Origin of the sequence: Prevotella sp. FD3004, from assembly GCF_000746155.1 — a bacterium.
GTDB lineage: Bacteria > Bacteroidota > Bacteroidia > Bacteroidales > Bacteroidaceae > Prevotella.
The window spans coordinates 227110-243038 of the sequence record NZ_KN050820.1; the positions used below are offsets into that span (position 1 = coordinate 227110).

A 15929-nucleotide genomic window follows, 5' to 3' on the forward strand; every position below is an offset into this window, starting at 1 on the left:
ACATTATGGAAACATTAAGATTTCAGGTTGTCGGTGAGGCTTTCAAGAAAAAGCCACTCGACGTAAAAACACCAAGTGAAAGACCAGCAAAGTTCTTCGGAAGCAAGGTCTTTAACCGTGAGAAGATGTACAAGTACCTGCCCAAGGACGTCTATGAGAAGATGATTGACGTAATGGACAATGGTGCACGTCTGGATCGTAAGATTGCCGACGCCGTGGCTGAAGGTATGAAGCAATGGGCCACCGAAAACGGCGTTACACACTATACACACTGGTTCCAACCTCTGACTGAAGGCACCGCCGAGAAGCACGACTCATTCATTGAGCACGACGGCAAGGGCGGTATGGTTGAGGAGTTCACCGGCAAACTGCTCGTTCAGCAGGAGCCTGATGCCTCTTCATTCCCCTCTGGCGGTATCCGTTCAACCTTTGAGGCTCGCGGATATTCTGCATGGGATCCCACAAGTCCTGTATTCATTATCGAAGACACTCTTTGTATCCCTACCGTATTTATTTCCTATAGCGGTGAGGCACTTGACTATAAAGCACCTTTGCTCCGTGCCCTTCATGCTGTTAACGTGGCTGCTACTGATGTTTGCCATTATTTCGACCCCAGCGTGAAGAAAGTTACTTCAAACCTCGGATGGGAACAGGAATACTTCCTTGTTGACGAAGGACTATATGCTGCCCGTCCCGACCTGCTGCTGACAGGCCGTACGCTGATGGGACACGACTCTGCAAAGAACCAGCAGATGGATGACCACTATTTCGGCTCCATCCCCGAACGTGTGGCTGCTTTCATGCGTGAGTTGGAGATAGAAGCTCTTGAACTGGGTATTCCTTGCAAGACACGTCACAACGAGGTGGCACCTAACCAGTTCGAATTGGCACCTATCTTCGAAGAGACTAATTTGGCTGTTGACCACAATATGCTGCTCATGTCTGTCATGAAGAAAGTGGCTCGCAAGCACGGCTTCCGTGTTCTGCTCCATGAGAAACCTTTCGCAGGTATCAATGGTAGCGGTAAGCACAACAACTGGAGCCTGAGCACCGACAACGGCATTCTTCTTCACGCACCAGGTAAGACCCCCGAGCAGAACTTGCGCTTCGCAACCTTCATCGTTGAGACTCTGATGGGTGTATACAAGCACAACGGACTGCTGAAGGCTTCTATCATGAGTGCTACCAACGCTCATCGTCTGGGCGCCAACGAGGCTCCTCCTGCCATCATATCTTCTTTCTTGGGTCGTCAGGTAAGTGAGTTGCTCGACCATATTGAGAAGGCTGATCAGGACGACATCCTCGCCATGGCGGGCAAGCAGGGCATGAAGATGGACATCCCCGAGATTCCAGAACTGCTCATTGACAATACCGATCGTAACCGCACATCGCCTTTCGCTTTTACCGGTAACCGTTTCGAATTCCGTGCCGTAGGTTCTGAGGCCAACTGCGCCAGTGCGATGATTGCACTTAACTCTGCTGTCGCCGAGGCTCTCATCTCGTTCAAGAAACGCGTTGATGCCCGCATCCCTGAACTTACTAAGAAACTCGAAGGCACAGGACATAGCGCCACTTTCCATGCCATCATTGATGTGCTGCGTGATGATATCAAGGCCTGCAAGCCTATCCGTTTCGACGGCAACGGTTACTCTGACGAGTGGGTCGCTGAGGCAGAAAAACGCGGACTCGATGTTGAGAAGTCTTGCCCGAAGATCTTTGAGCGTTACCTTGACAAGGAGAGCATCGAGATGTTTGAGAGTCTGGGCGTGATGACCAAGAAAGAGCTCGAAGCTCGCAACGAGGTGAAGTGGGAGACCTACACTAAGAAAATTCAAATTGAGGCCCGCGTATTGGGAGACCTCTCAATGAACCATATCATCCCTGTAGCCACACGTTATCAGAGTGCGCTGCTGAAGAACGTTGATAGTGTCTCAACAGTCTTTTCTGTTGAAAAGGCAGAGAAGCTGAACGCACGCAACCTGAAGATTATCGAGGAGATTGCCGAGCGTACCAGCACCATAGAGAAGGGTGTTGAGGAACTTGTCAATGCTCGTAAACTGGCCAACAAGATTGAGGGCGAGTATGATAAAGCCATCGCCTATCACGATAAGGTTGAGCCGAAGCTCGATGAAATCCGCTATCAGATAGATAAGTTGGAGCTCATCGTTGATGACAGTCTCTGGCCATTACCAAAATATCGCGAACTACTCTTCATCCGATAGTATTCAACATTTTGGTTGTTTGAAACTTGCAGTAAACCCGATGCAGTGATTGCATCGGGTTTATGTTATATACCTATTTAATGTTATTTTGAAGAGAGAATTTGGTGAAAAAAGAAAAAAGCACTACCTTTGCAGCCGTGAACTTGAAAACAAAACGACATATTGCCTCGTGGATACTATTGGCGGTTTTCCTGCCAATGCTAGTTTTCTCGTCACTTCATATTCATGAGGGCAGTGCCTCAACGGCTGAGACTGAGTGTGCCGATTGCATACATCATAGCTGTCATGGCCACATGACGACTATGTCCCATTGGGCGCACGACTGCGTATTATGCCAGTTTCTTTCCCTCACTTTTATTGCTACTGCCGCTGTCTGTCTTATTATTTTAAATAATGTGGTCAGCGTCAGAATCGATGCTCGGCAGCACCATGTCTGTGTTGCCTACAGCGGCATCGTTGGCCTACGGGCTCCTCCTGCTTTCTCCATTTAGCATCAGAAGGGAAACTGACATCCAACAAAGGATGCCAGCAGTAGTTCTTGCTTAGGCAAGCGGCATAGCCGATTCTTATTAACACTAGAAATGGAGACAGAATCATGACATTATCCATTCTGGCTGCGGCACTGATGGTGTGCGTGGCCGATAATCAGAGCCAGATAGCTCCAGAGGATACGACAGTGGTGCTGAGAGGCGTGACTGTAAGCGGACAGCGACAGCGTGACTATCAGATGCGCTCGTCGCAGTCGGCAGTGCAGGTAAGCCACGACTACCTGCAGCAGCATTTCTCGGGTTCGCTAATGCAGACTTTGGAAGGCATTCCCGGCGTAAAGGCGATGGCCATCGGCTCAGGACAGTCGAAGCCAACAATACGCGGGCTAGGCTATAATCGTATGGTAGTGAGTGAGGACGGTATCAAGCACGAAGGACAGCAGTGGGGCGACGACCATGGGCTGGAGATAGACCAATTTGCGGTAGATCGCGCAGAGGTCATCAAAGGTCCGGCAGCACTACTCTATGGCAGCGATGCCATCGGCGGCGTCCTTAGCCTCTACACCAACCATATGCCCACAGAGCCCTTAAGCGGCAGCGTGCAGTTTTTCGGGCGCTCGAACAATGAACAACTGGGGGTGACGGCGAAGTTTGGCGGACACCGAGGGAACTGGTTCTTCCGCGCCGGTGCTACACTCATCGATTATGCCGACTACCGTGTACCAACTGATAGTATTCAGTATTACAGCTACTGGATTCGTCTGAAAGACCGCCGACTTCGAAATACCGCTGGGTGCGAGCGCGACGGCAGCGTGATGATAGGCTATGCAGGCTACCGTTTCCATACAGACATACGCATCAGCGACTCGTATTCAAAGAGCGGTTTCTTTGCTAATGCCCATGGTCTGGAGGTTCGTCTCTCAGACATCGATTACGACAGCTCGCGACGTGACGTGGACCTGCCCTATCAGTGGGTAAATCATCTGAAAGTGCTTAGCCATACCTCATGGCAGGGCGACCGTCTGCGTTGGGAAGCAAATCTGGCGTGGCAGAACAATCATCGCGAGGAACTAAGCGAACCCGTGAGTCATGGTTATATGCCAAAGCCCAACGGCACATTGGAACGCCGCTTCGTGAAGAATACACTGACAGCCAACATCGGCATGCATTTCGAATTGAGCAAGCATCATGAGTTAAGCATGGGTATGAACGGTGAGTATCAACACAACCGACGCGGCGGCTGGGGCTTTATCATCCCCGACTTCGAAACGGCTAGCATAGGTGTTTACGCGATGGACTGCTACACCATCAACGAACGGCTGAAGCTGAACGCTGGTGTCAGACTTGACCATGCCAATACTCATATCAGCAGCTATCACGACTGGTTCCTCACGCCGACAGTCAATAGTGACTCTGTCTATAAGGAGCGCTCAGCCGATATAGACCGGCGTTTCACGAGTCTTACCTGGTCGACAGGTATCAACTACGCCGTAGGCCAATGGATACTGAAAGCCAATGTGGGTAAGAGTTTCCGCGTACCCATCCCCAAGGAATTGGGAGCAGACGGGGTAAACTATCACATTTTCCGTTACGAGCGTGGCAATGCCGATCTTGACCCTGAGGAGAGCTACCAGATTGACATGGGCATCCATTGGGACAACGACGTAGTGTGTTTACAGGTGGATCCCTACGTGAACTACTTCCCTAACTACATCTACCTGAACCCAACGGCTCAGTATGTGGAAGGGCTTCAACTCTACCACTACACCCAGGCCCGTGTGCTACGCTATGGTGTAGAGGCACAGGCGACATGGGTCATCAACCGCCACTGGGAGAGTGAGCTGAAAGGCGAGTACCTCTATGCCGAGCAACTCTCGGGACAGAAGAAAGGCTACACGCTACCCTTCAGTACACCATGGTCGGTGGATGCAGACGTGAAATATTCGTTCCAATGGCATGGCAATACCTTCGTGGGCTTGAACGCCCACATTGTAGGAGCGCAGCACGAAATAGTGCCGCCCGAGAAACCTACCGATGGTCATTGGACGCTGAATCTCTCGGCAGGCAAGCAGATTTCCTTACATGGTTGCAAGTACAATATCGCCCTGCACGCTGACAACCTGCTCAATCGCCGATATTACGACCACACCAGCTATTACCGCCTTATTGACGTACCCGAACCCGGGCGTAATGTCTCACTAATGGTGGGGCTGGAGTTCTAAACATTCATTCATTAAATAAAAGTATACAACAATGAAAAAGATTATCAATATGAGCCTTATGCTGGCTCTCTTCACAGTACTCACTATCTGTTTCACTGCATGCAGCAACGATGACGACGACAAGTTGCCAGCACCCCAGATTACCCTTAATGAAGCAAACATTGAAGGTGACATTCTCTGTGTTCAGGCCGACGTCATAGCCAAAGGTCGCACATCAGCCATCTTGCTCACCATTACAGGCAAGGACGGGAGTACCAAAGTCACATACCCTGTGACTGATAACAAATATATAGGTGTTCTCAATATTGACGGCTTCCACGTACACGTCGATATCAACGGAAAGAACGTCGAGGAGGGTGACCTGCTCAAGATGACCGTCACAGATGCCGAAGGACAATCAGTTACTGCTCAGAAGGACATCACGGCTGAGGAGGAAGATGAAGACGAATAATAATTACACGATATGAAACGAAACACTATCTATTCCGTCATGCTGCTGTGCGCACTCAGTGCGTGCAGCGGCAGCGATGACGAGGAGCAGAAAGACATGCAGCAGCCCGTCATCAGCGAACAGGGGATCACCGCCAACCCTATTGACTGCCAGCAGTACCACCGCGGCGACGTTATTCCCTTTCATTATATTATGACCGACGACCAAGAATTGGGTGCTTACAACATCGAGATTCACAACAACTTCGACCACCACACCCACAGCACCACCGCCGCCGAATGTCCCATGGATGCGCAGAAAGACCCAAAGAATCCCTGGGTCTATAACCGAGACTTCTCCATTCCTTCTGGTCAGCGCACTTACGATGCCCGCCATGACATTCAGATTCCCGCCGATATCGATCCTGGCGACTATCATTTCATGATTCGCCTCACCGATCGCGCTGGTTGGCAACAGCTCCATGCCGTGGCCATCAAGATTGTAGAGTAGATTACTATTTCTTATCCTTAATCACAAAGACACAGGCAGAAGCAATCAGAAAACAGATACCTGCAACAATCATCATTGTAGACTGGTGGTGACCAACAAGCGAGAGGAGGACTCCACCACAGAGAGCGGCCACAATCTGTGGAATACATATGGTTCCATTGAAAAGACCGAGATAAGCTCCCATATGCCCGTATCCTTGTAAAGCATTCGTCACGAAAGTGAAAGGCATAGCGAGCATAGCAGCCCAAGCACAGCCAATCATCAAGAACGGAATAAACTGCATGTATTGATTGTGAAGATAAGGTACCATACAGAAGCCAACTGCACCAATAACGAGACTAACGGAATAGGCCACCTTCGTATTCTTGAACTGAGGCAGAAGCACAGCCCATAGCACAGAACCAACAGCCTGAACAGCGAAAAGGATACCTGTCCAGTTTCCTGCCTCTTGGAATGCCTCACTCGAAGCATCTGTCGTATTCCAAACAACCTCTGCAATAGAACCTGTGGTATAATTCCACATATACAGCATAGCCGCCCAAGAAAAGAACTGCACCAATCCAACTTTCCAAAACGTAGAAGGAGCATTCTTCAATAGACTAATCCAACTAGCACTATCTTCTTTCTCTTCAGAAACCGGATTATACTCCGCATAATCCTGCGGATTCCATTCCTTGACTTTGGAAGTGGTATAAATAACACAAAGAATAAGAATAGCGGCACCTATATAGAACGACCAAATAACAGAGTCTGGCACAACACCCTTCTCGGCCACATTGCTAATGCCGATAAATGTAAATACGAATGGGAATACATAACCCATCACCGAACCTGCGTTACAAAGAAAAGACTGTATCGAATAAGCCTTGGCTTTCTGTTTCTCGTTAACCATATCACCCACTAGCATTTTAAAAGGCTGCATAGCCATATTGATACTCGTATCAAGAAACATCAGGGCAACCAGTCCGAAAATCATAGCCGCTCCTATAGTCAGACCAAGAGAGCCGGAATTAGGCAACAAGCACATGACCAATACAGCGACAGCAGCACCTATAAATAAATAAGGTATACGTCGACCAAAACGTGTCCAGGTTCTGTCGCTCAGAGTACCGACTATGGGCTGTACAAGGATACCCATCAACGGAGGCAATATCCAGAAATAACTCAGATTATGAGGGTCTGCACCTAACGTAGCAAAGATACGTGAGATGTTCGCACTTTGCAGAGCATAAGCTATCTGCACACCAAAAAATCCAAAACTCAGATTCCACAGTTTCCAAAAGGACAAATCGGGTTTAACTTTCATATTATATTTAGTTTTTTAGTTATCTAACAATGATTTTAGCGAGTTGTACCGCGGATGACAAGTCGAGTACGAACAACACGTTTCTCTACCTTATCCAACGGCAAGAGACCTTCAACCTTATCCATAAGAATCCCAACAGCTTCCTCTCCCACGCGATGTCCTCGTTGCTCTACTGTCGTTAACATGGGGTCACAAGCCACCGCACGTTGCCCATTAGTAAATCCGCAAATAGAAATATCCTCTGGTACCCTGAAACCTGCATGTTTTGCTGTATATAGAACACCAATGGCCGTATCATCATTAACAGCAAAGAAACCATCGGGACGATTATCCATGGCAAGAATCTCAGGCGTCATAACTTCGGCCTCACCGCGGTTATCACATACTCGGATAATTGACTCGTCAACTTTCATTCCATGTTTCAATAGCGCATCCTTGTAACCATTAAAACGATTCTTGGAAATCTCCAACTGCATTGGACCTCCATAGAACGCAATACGTTTACATCCCGTTTCTATTAGATGAGTCACAGCATTATAGGCTCCCATATAGTCATCAACCACCACACGACTGGCATTAACACCTGTACAAATACGATCGTAGAACACCAAAGGGATACCAGCATCCAACAGTCTTTGGTAATGATCATAGTTTTTCGTATCCTTGGCCTGAGAAACAATAACCCCACACACCTTATAGCGAAGGAAATTCTCACAAATATAAGCCTCACGTTCATACTGTTCGCCACTGAGAGCCACCATGATGCGATAGCCACGCAATGCCGCGGATTCTTCAATGCCTGTCAGAATTGAAGAAAAATAATAATGTGTAAACTCTGGCACGATGACACCTATCACTCGTTGGGGCATCACCCTACTATGGCGCAAGGCTTCACCAATGGCATTAGGATAGAAATTATGTTCACGAGCATATTGCTGAATAACTCGCCGCCGCTCTTCACTGATACGAGGCGAATCCTTCAACGCACGCGAAACCGTCGCTACAGAAACTCCGAATTCTTTAGCGATGTCCTTCATTGTCATCGGAATCTTTTCTTCCATTGGTTTTTAATTATGAAGATGCGTTTGCAAAGATAGTGCAATTCGTGATAATAACCAAATTTTAGTATATATTTAAATAAGTACACTCGTATGCAAACGTTTGCGCGGCTCTTTCGCATCTTTTTAAGCAAAAAAAGTACAACGTATTGAAAGAAAAACTAACTTTGCACCATAAACCACTGACAGACGTCAATTTACGATAAATTAAAACCAAGCCCAACAAGCTTAAGACAATATAACATATAACAAAAATAACTCTAATTAAAAGTAATGATGAAGCAGGTAAACATTCAGTTTCCGCTTAGGATGCTTGCCCTTTTATTCGGGCTATTCCTATCGGTAGGCGCCTTTGCTCAGATTGATGTCAAAGGCCATGTGAAAGATGCTACAGGCGAACCCATTATCGGTGCAACAGTACGCGTTGACGGCACTCAGACCGCTACCGTGACTGATTTCGATGGTAACTTCGTCTTGAAAGCCAATCAAGATGCAAACATTACCGTCACCTATATCGGCTACCAGCCACAGACGGTAAAGGCAGCTCCTACTGTAGAAGTAATTCTGCAAGACGATGCCGCAGTGCTCAATGAGGTTGTGGTTATCGGTTATGGTGCAGTGAAGAAGAGTGACTTGACAGGTTCTGTTGCCGCACTCAAGCCAGATGCCAAGAATAAGGGTCTTGTGGTTAACCCGCAGGACATGTTATCCGGAAAGGTTGCTGGTGTGAACATCGTCACCAACGATGGTGCTCCTGGTGCAGGTGCACAGATTCGTGTCCGTGGCGGCTCTTCACTGAATGCCTCAAACGACCCATTGATTGTTATTGACGGTTTGGCAATGGACAACGAAGGTGTCAAAGGTTTGTCCAATGCATTGTCAATGATTAATCCGCAGGATATCGAGTCATTCAACGTTCTGAAGGATGCTTCCGCTACAGCTATCTACGGTAGCCGTGGATCTAATGGCGTAATCATTATCACCACAAAGAAGGGACGTAATGGTATGAAGCCGACCGTGACCTACAGTGGCTCCATGACTGTCAGCGCCAAGAAGAGCACGATTGATGTGATGAATGGCAACGAGTATCGCGATTTTATCAAGAATATGTATGGCGTAAGAAATGCCGATGGACAGTTCCTTACAAATGCCGAAGGTCAATATGTAGATACTGACGGGAATACTATTCTGCCTATTTATGCATTAGGTACCGCCAATACTGATTGGCAGAACGAAATTTATCGTACCGCTGTCAGCCATGATCATAATGTAACTATTGCTGGTGCTCTGAAAAATTTGCCATACCGTGCTTCTGTGGGCTACACCGATCAGGAGGGTATTTTGAAGACGACTGATTTCCAGCGTGTGACAGCAGCCCTGAACCTGAATCCTTCTTTCATGGACAATCACTTAACCATGAATCTTAATGCAAAGGGAATGTATGCCAAGACAAGATATGCCGAGATGGCCGCTATCAGTTCTGCTGTATTTTTTGACCCGACTCAGAGTCCTTACGGATTTACGTCACAGTATCATAAGGATTTGCTGGGTGACAAGCTGGATCAGACCTTAAGAAACTTCAATGGATACTTCCAGTGGCCCGTAGCTGCTGACTATGACAAGGATACGACATGGCCTTATACCGTTAATGGCGTAGCCAGCATGCCAAACCCATTATCATTGTTGTATGGTCGCAATGAGCATGCTAACAGCCGTTCGTTCATCGGTAGTGCTGACATCGACTATAAAGTCCATGGCTTTGAGGATCTGCGCCTGCACTTGACTCTTGGTGCTGACGTCTCAGAAGGTAAGCAGTATAGAAACGAGCAGCCTTGGTATCCAAAGTCTATCTATTATGGAAACTGGGGAGATGAGAAGATTCTGAAGCGTAACCTTCAGTTGTCAACCTATGCCCAATATTATCATGACTTCAATGATCAGCTTAAGAATCATGTTGATGTGATGGCTGGTTATGAATGGCAACACTTCTGGCGTGATGAGAAGAGTGACTATTGTGGATACTATCCTTCAACTAGTCCAAGATGGATAGATCCTATGTCAATCAATCCGGAAACAAATATGCCTTATGGCAATGCCGTCAACGAACGTCCCCATACGCCATATCATTTCCGTACCGACAGCTATCTGGTATCATTCTTCGGACGTGCCAATTATTCTCTGTTAGACCGCTACATGCTGACCTTTACACTCCGTAATGACGGTTCTTCTCGTTTCAAGGAACATTGGGCATTGTTCCCATCGCTGGCTTTGGCATGGAAAATCAACGAAGAGCCTTTCCTGAAGAATGTGGAGGCTCTGAGTGATCTCAAACTCCGTCTGAGCTATGGTAAGACAGGTCAGCAGGCAGGTGCCGTTCCCGACTACAGCTGGATTGCTACCTATACCAAGAACAAAGGTACCGACAGTTACTATCCAGTAGCGGGAGACGGTTTACTTTACCGTCCAGACAACTACACACCAGAGTTGAAGTGGGAGACAACGACCACCTACAATATCGGTCTTGACTGGGGATTGTTCAACCAGCGTCTGACAGGAACAGTTGATGTATACTATCGCAAGACGACAGACCTTCTGAACTATGCTCCTACACTGGCACTCTCTGCATATCGTAACCAGAGTTGGCAGAACATCGGCTCACTGGAGAACAAGGGTATTGAAGCTACCATCAGTTGGAAGGCGATCCAGAACAAAGATTTCTATTGGACAATTGATTACAACTTCACATATAACCATAATGAGATTACCGACCTGAACGGTGTGTCAAGTGATGGTTCTCCCGTTCCACAGACCAAAGACGTGAAGATCGGTGTAGACCGTTATCTCGAGTATCAGCAGGTGGGTCACCCCATCAACTCATTCCTGGTATTCCAGCAGGCATACGATCAGAATGGAAAGCCCATTGAGAACGCTGTTGTAGACCGTAATGGTGATGGTATTATTACACAGGCCGACAAGTACTTCTATAAGAGCCCGGCACCTCCCGTAACCATGGGTCTTGCCTCTCGTATGGAATATAAGGATTGGGACTTCGGATTCTCTCTCCGTGCCAGCATTGGTAACTATGTGTACAACAATATTGAGCAGGGAATGGCCAACGTAAGCCCGACTGAGGTATGGAAGAGTTCGCTGCTTTATATGAATAACTATACACATGAGGCTATTGGCCGTAACTGGCAGACATACCAGATTACGTCACAGCTCTCTGACTTCTACGTGCACAATGCTTCGTTCCTGAAGTGTGATAATATCACTCTCGGCTATAGCTTCAGCGATCTCTTCAAGAAACTGAACGGCCGTGTTTACGGAACAGTTAGCAACGTGTTTACAATCACCAAATACAAAGGGCTTGATCCTGAGGTAGCTAACGGCTTTGACAGCAACATGTATCCGCGTCCTATCTCATTCATCCTTGGTGTCAATTTGAGTCTTTAATTTACCATTAAGAAAATAAGACAATGAAAAAGTTTATCAAGAATATAATGCCTATCGCAGCAGGCCTTACACTTGTATTTGGCGCCACATCATGTGTCAAGGACCTCGATGTTGATCCACTGGATCCCAACATGTCTACAGAGGTCAGCGCAGAAGGTCTGTTCAACAAGTGCTATGCAAACATAGCTATGGCCGGCAACGGCGGTGCTAACGGCGACTGTGATATTGACGGTATCGATGGCGGTACATCAGGTTTCATTCGCCAGATGTGGAATTCAAACGAATTACCTACCGATGAGGCTATCAATGGCTGGGGTGATGATGGTATCGAACAATCTTGCTTCAACACATACGACGAGTCTCACCCCATGCTGAATGGATATTTTGCACGTCTGACAACAGGTATTACCTATTGTAACCAGTATCTGAATATCGCAGCCGACTATGATGCTACGATGACTGCCGAGGTTCGTTTCCTTCGTGCTTTGGACTATTATCTGTTGATGGATGCTTTCGGACGCGTTCCTTTCTCTGAGACACTAGCCAAGCCAGTTATCATGAGCCGCCAGGAGATTTATAGCTGGCTGGAGGAGGAACTCCTCACGAATATCGAGCCAAACCTTTCTGCCGCAGCACCCAAGAAGTCCTCAGATAGCGGATACGGCCGTGTTGATAAGGCTGCAGCCTGGATCCTGCTCTCACGTCTATATCTGAATGCAGAGGTCTACACAGGTACCGCACAGTGGGCAAAGGCAGCCGAGTACGCCAAGAAGGTGATTGACTCTGCTTACAAGCTGAATACCACATCTGTTAACGGATGGTCTGCTTACCAGATGCTCTTTATGGGCGACAATGGTGAGAGCGCAGCTTCTGTAGAAGCAATTTTCCCCATTCTCCAGGATGGTCTGACCACCACATCATGGGGTACCTCTCAGTTCCTGTGTGCAGGAAGCTTTGACAGCGACATGCATGCTAACCCCAATGATCCTAATGGTACAAACGGCCTGTCAGGTCAGGTATGGGGCGGTAACCGCACCCGTCCAAGTCTGATTCAGAAGTTCTTCCCGAATCTGGATGCTCCTCAGGTACCTTCATATGAGATGGTAGTTGCTGCAGGCGATGATCGTGCCATCTTTGATGGTGTTGGCCGTGAATTGAACAATCTTGACCGTGCCACCTTTAAGAACGGCTATGCAGTTGCCAAGTTCATCAACTACAAGTCTGATGGAAGTTCTGGTCACGATGCTACTTTTATGGATGCAGATTTCTTCTTCCTCCGTGCTGCTGAAGCCTATCTTACCTATGCAGAAGCTCTGACCCGTGCTAATGGTGGCAAAGCAACAGCTGAAGCTGTTAATGCTATCAATGCCGTTCGTGCTCGTGCTCATGCTACACAAAAGACAAGTTATTCACTGGATGATATTCTTGATGAGTGGGCTCGTGAGTTCTACTTCGAGGGCCGTCGCCGTGTAGACCTGATCCGCTTCGGTAAGTTTGGCGGAAACTCTGACTATAAGTGGCAATGGAAGGGTGGTACATATGCTGGTCGTAATTTTGACACATACCGCAACATCTATGCTATTCCCGCATCACAGTTGCCTACTTACGACAATGTGCAGAATCCTGGATACTAATCAATAATAGAAAGGAAATAGTTTATGAAGAATATATTCAAGTCATCATTACTGCTCTTATGCGGTGCGTATCTGTTTGCTTCATGCGCAGACGATAATGACTCAAATCCGACGCTGACCGTACCGGCAACGTTCTCCCTGAACACACCGGCCTATTCGGCTTTTAACGTAGATCTGAAGACCTCTTCTGGTCTGAACTTCACATGGTCGCAGCCTGACTATGGCGGATTCCCTGTTGCTGCTCAGTATCAGATGGCATTCTCTCTCTCTGATAGCTTCACGACATCTGTCGCAGAAGTCGAGGCTGATGAGACTGGAACAGCAGTTGCAGACTATGTAATTCTAGATCAGGTTTACAATGGCTGCAGTGGTACAGTAGATGCCGCTCAGTTGGCAAAAGGTCTTGTCCAACTAGCCGGATGGAATGAGAATTCTGTACCAGCAAGCACAACAGTCTATGCTCGTCTGGCTGCCGAAACACCAGGCGCTCCCACCGTTTACTCTAACACAGTAACCATCAACGTCATACCCTTCTATGTTGCTCTGAAGGAGGCAGCACCTGAACTCTGGTATCTTGTTGGCGAGTGTGTTGGTGACGGCTCTTGGAATAACTCTGTTGGTGGCATCGGCACAGCAATCTTCCCGCTGATGACACTTGCTGACGAGAGCTACGACAAGGCAACAGGTCAGGGTGTGATTGCCTTCACTGGCTGGTTCCCTGGAGGCAAGGGCTTCAAGCTCATCAAGACTCCTGGTGACTGGAATGAACAGTGGGGAGCAGGCGATGCCGGCTACGTGAAGAACGATGGCGGTTCAGGAAATATCACCGTTCCTTCTGACGGTTACTACACTGTGAAGCTCGACACCAAGAATAATGTTCTGACCATTGAGCCATACGACGGTGCACCTCGTGCATTCACCACAATGGGTATGCCTGGCGGATACAACGGCTGGGATGTCAACGCAAACCTGATGAACGCCTTCAACACCTATGGTGGCGAGAACCACGCATGGACAGCTACTTTCGACGCCAGTGAGGCTGGAGAACTGAAGTTCGCTGCCGATGGCGCTTGGGACTTCAACTGGGGTACTGATTCATTCCCCTACGGACAGGGTACTCAGGGCGGAGCCAACATTCCTTACAAGGAAGGCAGCTACACTGTATTCCTGAACGACATCACAGGTCAGTTCATGTTTGTTGAAAAATAAAAAACATCTTTGAAGTATGAAAAAGTTATTGTCAATGATTGGTATCGCCTTGCTGATGACAGGCTGTACCGACGATTATAAAGACTGGGCCGACCCTATCACCAACGGACCTGAGGAAGCCCTCAACGTAGGCATCAGCGTCAGCCCCACAAGTGCCGTCGACTTTGCCACTTATACCAACGAGACCGTACAATTGTTCAATGCCTCTGTTACGGGCTTGGAAATTGTTGACGGCGCAAACGAGAGCGTAGAGGCCATGTATAGCGCCGAAATCACCAACGAGGACGGCAGCAGGTCGATTCCTCTTGAGGTTAACGGTAACGGCTACGTGAGCACCACCGAACTTGAGAGTGCCGTCAATAACCTCTGGGGACGCCGCCCAGTAGCACGTACCATACCTGTAAACGTCGTAGGTCTGGTTGACATCAACGGTACAACAATCGCGGCAACAGGCAGCACCACCCTCACCGCAACACCCAACGCGCCAATAATTGAGGACGCTTACTACATCACAGGTACAGTGAACGGCTGGAACAACAGCAACACGGATTATGAATTGTCAAACGGTGGCGCCGATGCCTATGAGAATCCCGTATTTACGGTGCTGATTCCCGGAAGCGTGGTAACAGGCGACATCGAGTTCAAAGTTACGCCGAAGTCTGGTCTCGGCGGTGACTGGAGCAAGTGTCTCACCGCGTCTGAGACCGAGGGGTCTTTCGCCACTGATAATGCTGGTGGGAATCTCAAGGTGGCTTACGTTGAGGGCGCCAAGTTCTATCGCATTCAGTTCGACATGATGAATCAAACATGGACCTCAACGGCACTCAAATTCGGTGAGTTCTTCTACGAAATTGGTAACGAAGGCGGTTGGGGCATCAGCCATGCTCTTTATGGCGCTGACGGCGATGGTAAATACACAGGATTCTACTACCTCGACGGCGAGTTTAAGTTCAAGCCCAATGCCGACAACTGGGACGACGACCTTGAGTATGTAAACGGCACAACCATAAACGGTACGTTAACCTCTGCTGGCGGTCCTAACTGCCCAGACCCAGGTGCAGGTTTCTACAAAATCGACCTCGATGCAGCCAGCCTCAGCTACAACCTTACCAAGATTGAGAGCGTCAGCCTCATCGGCGGTTTCAACGACTGGAGCGGCGATGTAGAGATGACTTACAACACTGCCGATGGCTGCTGGGAGGTAACAACCGACGCTGTGTCAGGTGAGTTCAAGTTCCGTGCTAACCACGACTGGGGTATCAACTGGGGTGGCGATGTAAACGCTCTGACTCAGGACGGTGCGAACCTCAATATTACAGCTGGCACACACACCTTCAAGCTCTACCTCTCTTACAACGGAGCCCACAAGGTAACCATCAAGTAATTCCCCGAGCATA

General features: G+C 48.2%; 11 protein-coding genes. 8 read left to right on the plus strand and 3 right to left on the minus strand.

Annotated elements, in window-relative coordinates; all coding sequences use genetic code 11:
* The first annotated feature begins 5 nt into the window (after positions 1–5).
* A complete protein-coding gene (locus T325_RS11495) occupies positions 6–2222 on the plus strand; it encodes a glutamine synthetase III family protein (protein ID WP_036914128.1) in 2217 nt (738 codons plus the stop codon).
* A gap of 405 nt (positions 2223–2627) precedes the next feature.
* On the opposite strand, the gene T325_RS12760 is transcribed toward T325_RS11495, so the two are convergent.
* Complete coding sequence (locus T325_RS12760; protein WP_156097685.1) at positions 2628–2831, minus strand: hypothetical protein; 204 nt, start codon at positions 2829–2831, stop codon at positions 2628–2630.
* On the opposite strand from T325_RS12760, the gene T325_RS11500 reads away from it, so the two are divergent.
* Genes T325_RS11500 through T325_RS11510 form a run of 3 tightly spaced genes read left to right on the plus strand, consistent with a single transcriptional unit; the run spans position 2818 to position 5872 of the window.
* Complete coding sequence (locus T325_RS11500) at positions 2818–4932, plus strand: TonB-dependent receptor (RefSeq protein ID WP_036914130.1); 2115 nt, start codon at positions 2818–2820, stop codon at positions 4930–4932. The two genes, T325_RS12760 and T325_RS11500, sit on opposite strands and share 14 nt — an antisense overlap.
* Before the next feature lie 31 nt (positions 4933–4963).
* Positions 4964–5383: a hypothetical protein gene (locus tag T325_RS11505; protein ID WP_036914133.1), complete on the plus strand. Its 420-nt coding sequence runs from the start codon at positions 4964–4966 to the stop codon at positions 5381–5383.
* Positions 5384–5395: 12 nt separating this feature from the next.
* On the plus strand, positions 5396–5872 hold the full coding sequence (locus T325_RS11510; protein WP_036914135.1) for a DUF4625 domain-containing protein: 477 nt from the start codon (positions 5396–5398) through the stop codon (positions 5870–5872).
* Positions 5873–5876: 4 nt separating this feature from the next.
* Here the strand turns inward: T325_RS11510 and T325_RS11515 are convergent, their stop codons facing one another.
* Both T325_RS11515 and T325_RS11520 read right to left on the minus strand, forming a co-directional pair.
* On the minus strand, positions 5877–7178 hold the full coding sequence (locus T325_RS11515) for an MFS transporter (protein ID WP_036914137.1): 1302 nt from the start codon (positions 7176–7178) through the stop codon (positions 5877–5879).
* Positions 7179–7213: 35 nt separating this feature from the next.
* Positions 7214–8239, minus strand: coding sequence for a LacI family DNA-binding transcriptional regulator (locus T325_RS11520; protein WP_036914139.1), 1026 nt, complete (start codon positions 8237–8239; stop codon positions 7214–7216).
* Positions 8240–8509: 270 nt separating this feature from the next.
* Between T325_RS11520 and T325_RS11525 the strand changes: the two genes are divergently transcribed.
* The 4 genes from T325_RS11525 to T325_RS11540 are packed head-to-tail and all read left to right on the plus strand — an operon-like array spanning position 8510 to position 15916.
* Positions 8510–11689 carry a SusC/RagA family TonB-linked outer membrane protein gene (locus T325_RS11525; RefSeq protein WP_036914142.1) on the plus strand — a complete coding sequence of 1060 codons (3180 nt, stop codon included), beginning with the start codon at positions 8510–8512 and terminating at the stop codon, positions 11687–11689.
* A gap of 23 nt (positions 11690–11712) precedes the next feature.
* Positions 11713–13323, plus strand: a complete 1611-nt coding sequence (locus T325_RS11530; protein ID WP_036914145.1) for a RagB/SusD family nutrient uptake outer membrane protein — start codon at positions 11713–11715, stop codon at positions 13321–13323.
* Between the two features lie 24 nt (positions 13324–13347).
* Positions 13348–14532 (plus strand): SusE domain-containing protein, encoded by a 1185-nt coding sequence (locus T325_RS11535; RefSeq protein ID WP_036914148.1) that lies wholly within the window; start codon positions 13348–13350, stop codon positions 14530–14532.
* A gap of 16 nt (positions 14533–14548) precedes the next feature.
* Entirely contained in the window at positions 14549–15916 is a 1368-nt protein-coding gene (locus T325_RS11540) for an Outer membrane protein SusF domain-containing protein (RefSeq protein ID WP_081911205.1), read from the plus strand.
* Positions 15917–15929: the final 13 nt, after the last annotated feature.

What these genes read in the sequence shown, in the direction of transcription:
- T325_RS11515 (WP_036914137.1), bottom strand. Translation starts at nt 7,178, where the DNA reads ATGAAAGTTAAACCCGATTTGTCCTTTTGGAAACTGTGGAATCTGAGT.
- T325_RS11525 (WP_036914142.1), top strand. Translation starts at nt 8,510, where the DNA reads ATGATGAAGCAGGTAAACATTCAGTTTCCGCTTAGGATGCTTGCCCTT.
- T325_RS11520 (WP_036914139.1), bottom strand. Translation starts at nt 8,239, where the DNA reads ATGGAAGAAAAGATTCCGATGACAATGAAGGACATCGCTAAAGAATTC.
- T325_RS11505 (WP_036914133.1), top strand. Translation starts at nt 4,964, where the DNA reads ATGAAAAAGATTATCAATATGAGCCTTATGCTGGCTCTCTTCACAGTA.
- T325_RS11510 (WP_036914135.1), top strand. Translation starts at nt 5,396, where the DNA reads ATGAAACGAAACACTATCTATTCCGTCATGCTGCTGTGCGCACTCAGT.
- T325_RS11535 (WP_036914148.1), top strand. Translation starts at nt 13,348, where the DNA reads ATGAAGAATATATTCAAGTCATCATTACTGCTCTTATGCGGTGCGTAT.
- T325_RS11530 (WP_036914145.1), top strand. Translation starts at nt 11,713, where the DNA reads ATGAAAAAGTTTATCAAGAATATAATGCCTATCGCAGCAGGCCTTACA.
- T325_RS11500 (WP_036914130.1), top strand. Translation starts at nt 2,818, where the DNA reads ATGACATTATCCATTCTGGCTGCGGCACTGATGGTGTGCGTGGCCGAT.
- T325_RS12760 (WP_156097685.1), bottom strand. Translation starts at nt 2,831, where the DNA reads ATGGATAATGTCATGATTCTGTCTCCATTTCTAGTGTTAATAAGAATC.
- T325_RS11540 (WP_081911205.1), top strand. Translation starts at nt 14,549, where the DNA reads ATGAAAAAGTTATTGTCAATGATTGGTATCGCCTTGCTGATGACAGGC.
- T325_RS11495 (WP_036914128.1), top strand. Translation starts at nt 6, where the DNA reads ATGGAAACATTAAGATTTCAGGTTGTCGGTGAGGCTTTCAAGAAAAAG.